Raw genomic sequence first — 12,759 nt, 5'->3', positions numbered from 1 at the left:
TCCCCAACAGGGAGCGCCCTTCGAAAGGCGTAGCTCAGGCGTCGCCCGGGACGATGTTGATCACCCGGCGGCCGCGGCGCTTGCCGAACTCGACCGCGCCCGGCTGCAGGGCGAACAGGGTGTCGTCGCCGCCACGACCGACGTTGGTGCCGGGGTGGAAGTGGGTGCCACGCTGGCGAACGATGATCTCGCCGGCGCCGACGACCTGGCCGCCGAAGCGCTTCACACCGAGGCGCTGGGCGTTGGAGTCGCGACCGTTCTTGGTGCTTGCTGCACCCTTCTTGTGTGCCATCTTCTCAGTCCTTTAGGTGTCTCTAGAACGCCGGAATCAGGCGTTGATCGCGGTGACCTTGACCTGGGTGTACTTCTGACGGTGACCCTGGCGCTTCTTGTAGCCGGTCTTGTTCTTGTACTTCTGGATGATGATCTTCGGGCCCTTGGAGGCACCGACGATCTCAGCAGCCACAGAGGCCTTGTCGAGGCCGGTCGTGGTGACGGTCTCACCGTCGACGAGCATGACCACGGGCAGCGAGATCGCAGCACCGGCCTCGCCGTCGAGGCGGTCGATCTCGATGACGTCGCCGACAACGACCTTCTGCTGCTTGCTGCCAGCCTTCACGATCGCGTACACCGCGGTCTCCTTCATTGCTCCGAACTCAAAGTCTTGTGTCGCCCCGCGGCAAAGCAGACCGGACCCCGAAGCGATAGGTGCCAGCAGATGCCTGCAGGAACGGCGCACTGCGCACGCCGAGATTCAATCTTACGTACGCGGCCAGGTAGCCGCAAAACGCCGCGACACCGTCCGCTTGGACAATGCCGGGGACATTGTGCGCCCAAGGGCCCCGATCTGGCCAACCGGGCGCCCGGTTCAAGCCCGCCCGCTGCGAACCGGGCACGATTGCGGGCATGATGGCGCCCATGACGCCGACCGAACCGTCGCACGCGAACCAGGCCAGGCAGGACGAGATCCTGGCGCGCGCACGCGCGACCGGGCGGGTGTCCGTCGCCGACCTCGCCCCCGATCTCGGGGTGAGCGTCGAGACGATCCGGCGCGACCTCAAGGTGCTCGCCGACCGCGGCGTCGTGGAGCGGGTCTATGGCGGTGCGGTCGCCCTGGAGAGCGGCAGCTTCGAGACCTCGCTCGAGTTCCGGGCGGGCCGCGACGTCGATGAGAAGCACCGGATCGCGCGGGCCGCCCTCCAGCACCGGCGCGGTGCGGAGACGATCTACATCGACGAGGGCACCATGCCGCAGTTCCTGGCCGAGGAGCTCTTCGGGCAGGGGCCGGCGACGATCATCACCCCGTCCCTGCCGGTGGCCACCCGGCTCTCCGCCGACCCGGACCTCACCGTGATCGTCCTGGGCGGGCGCGTCCGCACCATCACCCGCGGCGTCGTGGACCAGTGGGCGACCCGGATGCTGGCCGACCTGGTGATCGACCTGGCCTACATCGGCGCCAACGGGATCTCCCGCGAGCAGGGCCTCACCACCCAGGACCCGTCGGTGGCCGCGGTCAAGCGTGCCGCCATCGAGCGTTCCCGCCGCCGGATCTTCTTCGGCGCCCACACCAAGTTCGGTGCCTCCAGCCTGTGCCGCTTCGCGGGCGTACGCGACTTCGAGCTCCTCATCACCGGGACCGAGCTCTCGGCCACCGAGGCACGTCGGTTCGCGGCGCTCGGGCCCAGGGTCGTCCGGGCCTGAGAGAGACCGGAGCATGGGCCCGAGAACGGGCAGCAACCGGGCGCTCCGGGCACGTCGACCGGGCTAGGGGGTTCGGCGGAAATTGCGCCATCGTGGTCGGTGACGACAGTCACACTGCGAGGAGGCAGACAGATGCGGGCACGGAGACGGACCTCCGCAGCGCTCACAGCGCTCTCACTGGCCACGGTCTTGTTGACAGCCTGTGGGACGGGCGGGCTCGGTGCCGGCGGCACGAGCGCGGGTGAGCACAGCATCACGGTGCTGATGGTCAACAACCCACAGATGCTCGAGCTCCAGGAGCTCACCGCGGAGCACTTCACCAAGGAGACCGGGATCGAGGTGAACTTCGTGGTCAAGGTCGAGCAGGACATGCGCGACACCGCGAGCACCGAGTTCGCCAACCAGTCCGGGATCTACGACGTGGCGACGCTGTCCAACTTCGAGATCCCCTACTACGCCGAAGCCGGCTGGATCTCGGACATGGAGAGCATCTCCAACGACCCCGAGTTCGACCAGGACGACATCCTCACCCCCATGACCGAGGCGCTCTCGGCCAACGGCAAGGTCTACGGACAGCCGTTCTACGGTGAGTCGTCGTTCCTGATGTACCGCAAGGATCTCTTCGAGAAGCACGGCCTCGAGATGCCGGCCGAGCCGACCTGGGACCAGGTCGCCGGCTTCGCCGCCAAGATCAACGAGGCCGAGCCGGACATGCGCGGGATCTGCCTGCGCGGCCTGGCCGGCTGGGGAGACAACCTCGCCTCGATCACGACCGTGGTCAACACCATGGGCGGCACCTGGTTCGACGAGGACTGGAACGCCCAGGTCAACAAGGGCGGCTTCAAGAAGGCCGCCAACTTCTACGTCGACCTGGTCCGCGAGCACGGCGAGGCCGGCGCCGCGACCTTCAGCTTCCCGCAGTGCCTCAACGCCATGCAGCAGGGCAAGGTCGCGATGTGGTACGACGCCACCTCCGGCGCCGGGTCGCTGGAAGCGCCCGAGTCGCCGGTCAAGGGGAAGGTCGGCTACGTCGCCGCCCCGCACGACCAGACCGAGAACGCCGGCTGGCTCTACACCTGGGCCTGGGCGATCCAGAAGGCCTCCCGCCACCAGGAGGACGCCAAGAAGTTCGTCGCCTGGGCCTCCAGCAAGGAGTACGAGGAGCTGGTGATGGCCGACACCGAGAACGACACCGGCGGTCCGACCAACGTCCCGGCGGGCAAGCGCGCCTCGACCTACGAGAACCCCGAGTACCTCGAGGTGGCCGGCTCCTTCGCGACGCCGACCATGAACGCGATCAAGAACGCCCAGGCCGACAACCCGGGGGTCCAGAAGCGGCCCTACACCGGCATCCAGTTCGTCGGGGTCCCGAGCTTCACCGACTTCGGCACCGAGTGCGCCAAACAGCTCTCGAGCGCCATCTCGGGCTCGAAGACCACCGACGCGGCCCTCGACCGATGCCAGGCCCTCGCCCAGGCCTACGGCGACGTCCAGAAGGAGAAGCAGTGATGGCCGCGGTGACCCCAACATCTCCCGCAGCGGCGGAGCCGACGGGGCCGACCGCGGGGCGGCCGCCCACGCCGTACAAGAAGTGGGGCCGCGAGTCCTGGAAGCTGCGGGCGCCGCTGCTGCCGGCCCTGATCTTCCTGATCGTGGTGACCCAGCTGCCGTTCGTCGCGACGCTGGTGATGTCGTTCATGAGCTGGAGCGCCCAGCCCGACGCCCCGGAGCGCAGCTTCGCCGGCCTCGACAACTTCAAGACGGTGTTCACGACGCCGGCCTACCGCACGGCGGTCCTGAACACGATCGAGATGACGGTCGTCGTCGTCGGGGTCAGCGCCCTGCTCGCCCTCGGGATCGCGCTGCTGCTCAACCATGCGTTCATCGGCCGCGGACTGGTGCGCACCATGATGATCGCGCCGTTCCTGATCGTGCCGATCGCAGCCGCGGTCTTCTGGGGAAACGGCATCCTGATGACCGGGTTCGGCCTGGTCGACGGGGTGCTCGGTCAGCTCGGCGTGCCCGGTGCCCAGGACATCGCCTTCCTCACCGACCATCCCAAGCTCGCCATCGAGATCGAGCTGATCTGGCAATGGACACCGTTCATGATGCTGATCCTCCTCGCCGGCTTGCAGTCGCAGGATCCGGAGGTGCTGGAGGCGGCGAGCATCGACGGCTGCAACGCGTGGCAGACGTTCGTGCACATGACGCTCCCCCACGTACGCCGCTATCTGGAGCTCTCGATCGTCCTGGGCACGATCTTCATCGTCCAGAACTTCGACTCGGTCCTGGGCATGACCGGCGGCCTGAACTCCACCAACATCCCGTTCGCCGTCTACGAGACGTTCTACTCGGCCAAGGACTACGGGGTCGCCTCAGCCCTGGGCGTCGTCGTGGTCATCGGATCGCTGATCATCGCGACCTTCGCGCTGCGCGTCGTGTCGTCCCTGCTCGAGGAGGAGAGCTGATGACGCACACTTGGAACCGGCGACGGGTGGCGAAGATCGTCATCCCTCTCGCGGCGTGGCTGATCGGCATCATCTTCGTGATCCCGATCCTCTACATGGTCCTGACCTCGCTGCACGCACCGCAGGACGCCCAGACCTATCCGCCCAGCTGGGGTGCGCCGCTGACGCTGGACAACTATGCCGGCCTGTTCTCCTCGGCGAACCCGATCACGCCGGCACTGATCAACTCCGTGATCACCAGCGTGATCTCGACGCTGCTGGTGCTCGTCCTGGCCATTCCCGCAGCGTACGCCCTGGCGATCAAGCCGGTGCGGAGGTGGTCGGACGCGATGTTCTTCTTCCTCTCGACCAAGATGCTGCCGATGGTCGCCGGGATCCTGCCGCTCTACCTGTTCACGACGAAGGTCATCAACATGCCTGACAACGTGATCATCCTGATCCTGATCTACACCGCGATGAACCTGCCGATCGCGGTCTGGATGATGCGCTCGTTCCTGGTCGAGGTGCCTACCGCGATCATCGAGGCGGCCTCGATCGACGGCGCCAGCACGTTCCGCATCCTGACCCGCATCGTGGCCCCGATCGCCATGCCGGGCGTCGCGGCCACCTCGCTGATCTGCTTCATCTTCGCCTGGAACGAGCAGCTCTACGCCAAGGTGCTCACCAGCGTCGCCGCGCAGACCGGCCCGGTCTACGTGAACACCCTGATCCAGACCGAGCACGCCTACCTCGCCGAGCTGGCCGCGGGGGCGACGCTGATCTCGCTGCCCGTGCTCATCGCCGGCTTCGCCGCCCAGGACAAGCTCGTCCAGGGGCTCTCCCTGGGAGCGGTCAAATGACCGAGGCACGACTCACGACAGCCAGGCTCGGCGAGCTCTCTGCCGCCGTTGCCGTACCCGCCTACGACCGGACCGCCGTCACACCCGGGATCGTGCATCTCGGGGTCGGTGGCTTCCACCGCGCCCATCAGGCGCGCTACGTCGACGACCTGCTGGCCTCGGGTGTCAGCGACTGGGGCATCGTCGGCGTGGGGCTGATGCCCCAGGACGTACGCATGCGGGACGCGCTCGCCGCCCAGGACAACCTCTACACGCTCCTCGAACGGGCCCCGGACGGCGACGTGCACGGGCGGGTGATCGGCTCGATCATCGACTACCTCTTCGCGCCCGACTCCCCCGAGGCCGTGCTGGCGTTGCTCACCGACCCGCGGATCCGGATCGTGTCGCTGACCATCACCGAGGGCGGCTACCACGTCAACCAGGCGACCGGCGGCTTCGACGCCTCCGACCCCGCGATCCAGGCCGACCTGCAGCCGGAGGCGGCGCCGACGACCGCGTTCGGCTACGTGGTGGAGGCGCTGGCGCGCCGTCGTGCCGCCGGGGTCGCTCCGTTCACGGTGATGTCGTGCGACAACATCGCCGGCAACGGCGAGGTCGCCCGTGCGATGCTGTCGGCGTTCGCGTCCCTGCGCGACCCGGACCTGGGCGACTGGATCGAATCCGAGGTGGCCTTCCCGAGCTCGATGGTCGACCGGATCACGCCGGCGACCACCGATGCCGACATCGAGGAGGTCGGTTGGCGGTTCGGGATCCAGGACGCCTGGCCGGTGGTCAGCGAGCCCTTCTCCCAGTGGGTGCTCGAGGACCACTTCCCGCAGGGTCGGCCGCCGTTCGAGCAGGCCGGGGTCGAGATGGTGCCCGACGTCGAGCCCTATGAGCTGATGAAGCTGCGGCTGCTGAACGCCAGCCATCAGGCGCTGTGCTACCTCGGCTACCTCTCCGGCTACCGCTACGCCCACGACGTCTGCAGCGACCCCCTCTTCGTCGACTTCCTGCTCGGCTACATGTCGCAGGAGGCCACCCCCACTTTGCCCGAGGTGCCCGGCCTGGACCTGGCGGCCTACCAGCGGGAGCTGATCTCCCGCTTCGCCAACCCCCACATCCGCGACACGCTGGCGCGGCTGTGCGCCGAGAGCTCCGACCGGATCCCCAAGTGGCTCGTACCCGTCGTCTCGGCTCAGCTGGCCTCGGGAGGCTCGGTGCGCCGATCGGCGCTCGTCGTCGCCTCCTGGGCCCGCTACGCCGAGGGCGTCGACGAGCAGGGCGCGCCGATCGATATCGTCGACCGGCGCCGATCCGAGGTGATGGGCCGTGCGATCGCGCAGCGCGAGGACCCCCTCGCCTTCCTCCGCGACCCCGACCTCTTCGGTGACCTCGTCGACCAGCCCGGGTTCACCGAGCCGTACGCCGAGGCGCTGGCGTCATTGCACGCGGTCGGCGCGCGCAAGACTCTCGAGGCATGGGAGGTCTGACACACAGTCGGTAACCGCCCGGCCGGCCGCGATGCAGACGGCACGACGCCCGGTGTCCGCGTTCGCGGTCACCGGGCGTCGTGGTTCCGTCAGCTGTCCGCGGACGGGGTGGTCGAGCGGCTGGCGCCGCCGCGGGTGCGAGTCACGACCTTGGGAGCCGGGGTCGAGGCCGTGCCGTTGCTGACGACCGGCGCCTCGGACTTGGCCGCGGTCATCACCGCGCCCTCACCGGTGGTCACGACCTCGCGGCGGGCACCGCGGCGCTGCCGGGTGACCACCTTCGGCTTGGAGTCGACCGGCTCGGCCTTCACCGGTGCCACCTCGGCCACCTCGGGCTGGGTCGTCTCAGGCTGGGTCGTCTCAGGCTGGGTCGCCTCGGGCTCGGGCGGGGCCACGGGAGCAGGCGCCTCGGCGGCGACCGGCTCGACGGGCTCGACGGGCTCCGGCTCCGACGCCACGGGCTCCGGCTTCGGCTTCGGCTCCTTGACGGAAGAGCTGCCGACGACGGCAGCCAGGACCGGACGACCGGTCGACGCGGTACGGCGGGTGCGGGTCCGCGTGGTGACCTTGGGGGCCTCCGGCTCAGCGGCGGGCTCGACCGGCGTCTCGGTCGGCGCCTCCGGCTTGGACTCGGGCTTGGACTCGGTCGTGGCCTCGGCCGGGGCCGACGCCTTGGACCGGCGAGAGCGCGTACGGGTCGTGACCTTCGGCGCCTCGGCCACCTCGGGGGCGGTCTCGGCTGCCTCGGGGGCGGTCTCGACCGCCTCGACGGTCTCGGCCACCACAGGCTCGTCCGACTTCGACGCCCTGGACCGGCGAGAACGCGTACGGGTCGTGACCTTGGGGGCCTCGGCAGGCTCGACCACCGCGGCGGGCTCGACGGTCTCCGCCTCGGGCGCGGTCTCTGCAGACTCGGTCGCCGCAGCAGCGGCCTCGCTCTGCTTGGCCATGGCGGCGAACTCGGCGGGCGAGGGCGCCTTGGCGGATTCCTCCACAGCGTCCGTACGGGACTCGTTGCCGATCTCGTCCTTGCCCTTGCCCTTGGTGCCGCGACCACCGCGACGACGGGAGCGCGGCTCGTCGGGCGCGACGCCGGAGGACTTGCCGGCCTCGACCGGGTGCTCGTGGATCACGAGACCACGGCCGGCGCAGGCATCACAGTTCTCGGAGAAGGCCTCGAGCAGGCCGGTGCCGATCCGCTTACGGGTCATCTGCACCAGGCCCAGCGAGGTGACCTCGGCGACCTGGTGACGGGTCCGGTCGCGGCCCAGGCACTCGACCAGGCGACGGAGCACCAGGTCACGGTTGGACTCGAGGACCATGTCGATGAAGTCGACGACGATGATGCCGCCGATGTCACGCAGCCGGAGCTGGCGCACCATCTCCTCGGCAGCCTCGAGGTTGTTCTTGGTGACCGTCTCCTCCAGGTTGCCACCGGAGCCGGTGAACTTCCCGGTGTTGACGTCGACGACGGTCATCGCCTCGGTGCGGTCGATGATCAGCGATCCACCCGAGGGCAGCCAGACCTTGCGGTCCAGGCCCTTCGCGATCTGCTCGTCGATCCGGTACGCAGCGAAGGCGTCGACGTCGCCGTCGTACCTCTCCACCCGCTCCTCGAGGTCGGGAGCAACCGACTGGACGTAGTCCTTGACGGTCTCCCACGACGAGTCGCCGGCGATGACGAGCTTGGCGAAGTCCTCGGTGAACAGGTCGCGAACGACCTTCAAGGTGAGGTCGGGCTCGCCGTAGAGAAGCTGCGGGCCGTTGCCGCCGGCCTTCTTCTCGATGTCTTCCCAGCGGGCCTTGAGACGCTCGACGTCGCGGGTCAGCTCGTCCTCGGCGGCACCCTCCGCGGCGGTGCGTACGATCACGCCGGCCGTGTCGGGGACGATCTCCTTCAGGAGGGTCTTGAGGCGGTTGCGCTCGGTGTCGGGCAGCTTGCGGGAGATGCCGGAGGTGGTGCCGTCGGGCACGTAGACCAGGAATCGGCCGGCCAGCGAGATCTGCGAGGTCAGGCGGGCGCCCTTGTGGCCGACCGGGTCCTTCGTCACCTGGACGAGCACCTTCTGACCGGAGGTCAGCACCGACTCGATCTTGCGGGGCTGGCCCTCCTTCCAGCCGAGCGAGGGCCAGTTGACCTCACCGGCGTAGAGCACGGCGTTGCGGCCCTTGCCGATGTCGATGAACGCGGCCTCCATGCTCGGCAGCACGTTCTGGACACGGCCCAGGTAGACGTTGCCGATCAGGCTGGTCTGCGACTCGCGGGCGACGTAGTGCTCCACGAGCACCTTGTCCTCGAGGACGGCGATCTGGGTGAGGTCCTCACGCTCGCGGATCACCATGACCCGCTCGACCGACTCGCGGCGGGCCAGGAACTCGGCCTCGCTCACGATCGGGGCGCGACGGCGACCGGCCTCGCGGCCCTCACGGCGGCGCTGCTTCTTCGCCTCCAGACGGGTCGAGCCCGCCAGCGCGGTGATCTGGTCGTCGCCGGTGCGGCTCTGACGGACCTTGGTGACGGTGTTCTCGGGGTCGTCCCCACCGTCGCCCGAGGCCTCGCCGGCCCGACGGCGGCGGCGACGACGACGGGAGGTGCCGCCCTCGCCCTGCTGCTCGGCGTCGGAGTCCTTGCCGGCCTCGTCGTTCTCGGCCTCGGAGTCCTCGGACTTGCTGTCGGAGTCGGCCTCGGGGCCGTCGTCACCGTTGGCACCCTTGCGACGGCGACGTCCGCCACGGCGGCGACGGCGACGGCCGTTGCCGCCACCCTCACCGTCGTCGACGGAGCTGTCGTCGGAGTCGGTCTCGGCCTCGGTGTCAGACCCGGTGTCGGTGGCGGTCTCGGACTCGGCGGCAGGCTCGGCCTGCTCCTCGTCGGCGGACTTCTCCTCGACCGGCGCGGCGCTGCGGCCGTTGCGCCTGCGGGAGCGGGCCGGGGCCTTCTCCGCGGCGGGCTCGACGACTGGCTCGACGACTGGCTCGGCGGCGGGCTCGGCGGCGGGCTCGACTACGGGCTCAGCGGCCTGCGGCTCGTCCACGGCGGGCGTCTCGGCGGCCGAGACAGGCTCCTCGACGGGCTTGGGCTCGGCCGTCTTGCGGGTGCGTCGCCGGGTGGTCGTCTTGGTCGGCGGCTGGAACAGCACCGCGGGAGCCACCGGACCGGCCTGCTCGGCCTCGGTCTCCTCGTCGGTCTCGTCGGCGGCGTCGGCCACAGGGGCCTTCGCGCTTCGCGCGATTACTCCCTCGCGCGGCGCGAGCGGACGAGCAAGCTCGCCGCTCGACCTCGCTCCGGTCGTCTCGACGGGCTCGACGACCGGAGCGGCCTTCTTGACGGTGGACTTCTTCGCGGCTGCCTTCTTGGCAGTGGTCTTCTTCGCCGCGGTCTTCTTAGCCGGAGCCTCGACGGGCTCGGCGGGAGTCTCGGGGGTCTCGACCTCCGGGGCGGCGGTCTCAGCGGCGGTCTCGACCTCGGCCGGCGCCGGAGCGGCAGACTTCTTGGTCGTACGCTTCCGGGTCGTCTTCTTCGCCGCAGCCTTCTTCGCCGGCGCCTCAGCGTTCTCGGCGGCGTCAGCCGTCTCAGCGGCGGGAGCCTCGACGGCCTCCGCCGGAGCGGCGGCCTGCTCGCTCCGCTCGCTCACTCCCTCGCTCGGCGCGAGCGGACGAGCAAGCTCGCCGCTCGACCTCGCTCCGGTCGTCTTCTTGGTGGTGCGCTTGCGCGTGGTCTTCTTCGCCGCGGTCTTCTTCGCCGGAGCAGTCTCGCCGGTCGCTTCCGCGTCGATCGTGGGGGTGATGGGGTTGTCGGTCACCGGAGTCTGCGGCGTTTCAGCGCCGTTCTCGGTGTTCTCGACACTGGTCTCGTCGGCCATGCCGTTCTCCTCATCCGGGACCTTCACAGGTGCCGGATAGTCAGGTGCCGGGAAACGGGCGCTGCGCAGTATCGAACTTTTTTCCACGTAGCAGCCGCGTCGCGGCGCAAAGCTTGTCAGGGCGGCGGCATCCTCCGCTGCGGTGCGTCACAAGCGGCGGTTCGTCACCTACCGCGGTCGCTCGGCCGTCCGGGACCTTCCCGGGCGAGTCGCTCTCACTGACCTGCTAGGCCTGCGTCGCGGTCTGGTGACGACCTACCTCCTGCGTGCCGGAGTGCGGCCCCGGAGGACCCACGCCGGCGAGGCGTCGTCGGACTATTCATTCCTCGGGTCGGGCCCGAATGTTTGAGCAGTCGTCTCGGAGTATCGCATACTCCCTGTCGACAGACCGATATCCGGACATCGAACGAGGCTCAGGGAAGCGTCGCTTCTTTCATCTGTCGCGACTTGTAGACGTTCACGACCACGACGCCGTCGAGCCACTCGGTGAGCCGCGCCGCTTCGGCCTCCAGGGCCCTCCGTCCGGCCTCGCCGATGTCGTGTCGCACGATCGGGTGCACCCGGCCGCCGTCGTCCTGCGCCCACGCCCCCACGATCCGGCCGTCCCACCAGGCGGTGTTGCCGGCGTTGCCGTTGGAGTCGAAGAGGTACGCCACATCGTCGGCATCCAGATAGAAGCCACGCTCCTTCCAGCCCATGACGGTGGGGTCGAGGGTGGGCGTCAACGCTGCCCACGGCTCCGCCTCGGGCTCGGGCGCGGCGGCGATCGGGTCCTCCGGGAGCACCCAGCCGACGCCGCCGCCCTCGAGCCCGACCTGCACGGCCTCCACCGCGGCGAGCGCGGCCCGCGCCGCCGACTTCGTGGAGCCGAGCCACCAGACCAGGTCCGTCTCGGTGCCGGGGCCGAAGGTCCCCAACCAGCGGCGGACGAGGGCTGCGTACCCCTCGGCGGCGGGAAGCGGATCGGGCGCCTCGCCCAGCCACGTCTCCGCCAGCGTCCAGGCCGGCTTGCTCAGCCGCCAGTGGCCGAGATTGTTCGCTCGCACCAGTCGCCCCTGCGCGGCGAGGGTGCCGATCACCCAGCGGCCGATCGCGAACTCCCCGCCCCACTTCTTGTCCGGCGCGCCCATCCGGAACCGGACGTCGAGCTCCGGCACCAGCTCACGCAGCTGTGTCGTGGTCCGCGGCTCACCGTCGGCGAGCGCCGCCAGCGTCGCCGCGAACGTCTTCTCGATCCAACCGTCCTGGTCCTCGTCGATGCCACCCGCGGTCAGCCACTTGTGGAGGTTCTTCTCCTCCTGGGCCGCCACCCGGGCCGAGGCGCTACCCAAGGCCGCCGGGAGCAGGTCCCGCGGAAAGGCGAAGAGCGTACGCCGCATCGCCAGCTGCTTGACCAGCGACCGCTCCTCGTAGAGCACCCGCTCGACGTCCTCGACCCGGAGGTCGTGCACCCGCGCGTGCAGGGCGAGGTGGACCGTGGCCGCCTCGGTCGCGTGCCAGACGGTCATTGCCTGCGTCGCGGCGGCCACGTCGGCATACCTGCGGGCGGGGGCGAGCCCGTGCCGGCGGGCGAGCCTCGCCCGGCGTTCGCGGTCGGTGACCATTCTCATCGGCAGAGCCTCATCGCGGGCACATCAGTGGAGCGGGTCGCCGATCGTGCCGGATTCCTCGTCGAAGACGCCCTGGGTGAGCCGGGTCAGCAGCGGGAGCCCGCCGTGCTCGGGACCCACCTTCAGCCCACCGATGCGCTCCAGGCCGGTGACGACGTCGTCGGGGCGTACGGCCGGGGTGCCGTGCTTGAGCAGCAGCTCCAACCGCGAGCCGCCTTCGCGGGGCGTTGCGGCGAGGCGGACGACCGCGGCTCTGGCGTCGAACTCACGCAGACCCTTCTTGGTCATCCGGGACACGATGACCTCCTCGGCGCCGACGAACGCCTCGACCGCCGCAGCGGCGTCCTCCGGCGTTGTGGGGAGGTCGATGATCCACTCGCTGCCGGTGAGCAGGTCGGCCAGTGCGCCCTTGGGCGAGGTGGCCGTGTCGACCACGTCGATCAGGTCGAGACCGTCGGGCATGACCTCGTCCAGGGCAGCCTTCGTCGTGGCCGGGTCGACGACCTCACGCAGCCCCAGCTCGACGTACTCGGCCTCGCTCGCCGCTCCCGTCGGCGCGGCACCGGCGTAGGAGATCCGCGGGTGCGGGTTGAACCCCGAGGAGTAGGCCACCGGGATCCGGGCCCGTGCGACCGCGCGCTCGAAGGCACGGCTGAAGTCGCGGTGACTGGTGAACCGGAGCCGGCCGCGCTTCGCATAGCGGATGCGGAGACGCTGGACCGGCGGGGCCTGCTGTTCGGGCTGTTGACGCACGGGACCGATTATGTCGGTCCTGGGGCACGATGACCCATCCGGCGAATGCAACG

The 12,759-nt window shown here is 69.6% G+C and carries 10 protein-coding genes; 5 read left to right on the top strand and 5 right to left on the bottom strand.

Going from position 1 to position 12,759, the window contains the following annotated elements; all coding sequences use genetic code 11:
* Positions 1 to 34: 34 nt before the first annotated feature.
* Entirely contained in the window at positions 35 to 292 is a 258-nt protein-coding gene (rpmA, locus tag BJ988_RS04140) for a 50S ribosomal protein L27 (RefSeq protein WP_179656849.1), read from the bottom strand.
* A gap of 36 nt (positions 293 to 328) precedes the next feature.
* A complete protein-coding gene (rplU, locus tag BJ988_RS04135; RefSeq protein ID WP_292648642.1) occupies positions 329 to 631 on the bottom strand; it encodes a 50S ribosomal protein L21 in 303 nt (100 codons plus the stop codon).
* 287 nt (positions 632 to 918) lie between these two features.
* Here rplU and BJ988_RS04130 point away from each other — a divergent pair, with 287 nt between their 5' ends.
* The 5 genes from BJ988_RS04130 (at position 919) to BJ988_RS04110 (ending at position 6,480) form a co-directional block, all read left to right on the top strand.
* Positions 919 to 1,701, top strand: a complete 783-nt coding sequence (locus tag BJ988_RS04130) for a DeoR/GlpR family DNA-binding transcription regulator (RefSeq protein WP_179656847.1) — start codon at positions 919 to 921, stop codon at positions 1,699 to 1,701.
* Between the two features lie 132 nt (positions 1,702 to 1,833).
* Positions 1,834 to 3,210 (top strand): ABC transporter substrate-binding protein, encoded by a 1,377-nt coding sequence (locus BJ988_RS04125; RefSeq protein ID WP_179656846.1) that lies wholly within the window; start codon positions 1,834 to 1,836, stop codon positions 3,208 to 3,210.
* Positions 3,210 to 4,169: a carbohydrate ABC transporter permease gene (locus BJ988_RS04120; RefSeq protein WP_179656845.1), complete on the top strand. Its 960-nt coding sequence runs from the start codon at positions 3,210 to 3,212 to the stop codon at positions 4,167 to 4,169. Before BJ988_RS04125 ends, BJ988_RS04120 begins: the two co-directional genes overlap by 1 nt.
* Positions 4,169 to 5,008, top strand: coding sequence for a carbohydrate ABC transporter permease (locus BJ988_RS04115; protein WP_179656844.1), 840 nt, complete (start codon positions 4,169 to 4,171; stop codon positions 5,006 to 5,008). The genes BJ988_RS04120 and BJ988_RS04115 overlap by 1 nt, the downstream gene beginning before the upstream one ends.
* A complete protein-coding gene (locus tag BJ988_RS04110; RefSeq protein WP_179656843.1) occupies positions 5,005 to 6,480 on the top strand; it encodes a mannitol dehydrogenase family protein in 1,476 nt (491 codons plus the stop codon). Before BJ988_RS04115 ends, BJ988_RS04110 begins: the two co-directional genes overlap by 4 nt.
* Before the next feature lie 89 nt (positions 6,481 to 6,569).
* On the opposite strand, the gene BJ988_RS04105 is transcribed toward BJ988_RS04110, so the two are convergent.
* The 3 genes from BJ988_RS04105 to BJ988_RS04095 all read right to left on the bottom strand — a co-directional run bounded on the left by BJ988_RS04105 (position 6,570) and on the right by BJ988_RS04095 (position 12,706).
* Positions 6,570 to 10,343 (bottom strand): Rne/Rng family ribonuclease, encoded by a 3,774-nt coding sequence (locus BJ988_RS04105; RefSeq protein ID WP_179656842.1) that lies wholly within the window; start codon positions 10,341 to 10,343, stop codon positions 6,570 to 6,572.
* A 413-nt stretch (positions 10,344 to 10,756) separates the two neighbouring features.
* A complete protein-coding gene (locus BJ988_RS04100; RefSeq protein WP_179656841.1) occupies positions 10,757 to 11,953 on the bottom strand; it encodes a winged helix DNA-binding domain-containing protein in 1,197 nt (398 codons plus the stop codon).
* 24 nt (positions 11,954 to 11,977) lie between these two features.
* Positions 11,978 to 12,706: a TIGR03936 family radical SAM-associated protein gene (locus BJ988_RS04095; protein ID WP_179656840.1), complete on the bottom strand. Its 729-nt coding sequence runs from the start codon at positions 12,704 to 12,706 to the stop codon at positions 11,978 to 11,980.
* Positions 12,707 to 12,759: the final 53 nt, after the last annotated feature.

This window comes from Nocardioides panzhihuensis (assembly GCF_013408335.1).
In the GTDB taxonomy this organism is placed as follows: domain Bacteria; phylum Actinomycetota; class Actinomycetes; order Propionibacteriales; family Nocardioidaceae; genus Nocardioides; species Nocardioides panzhihuensis.
This window is presented reverse-complemented; position numbering and strand designations above follow the sequence as displayed.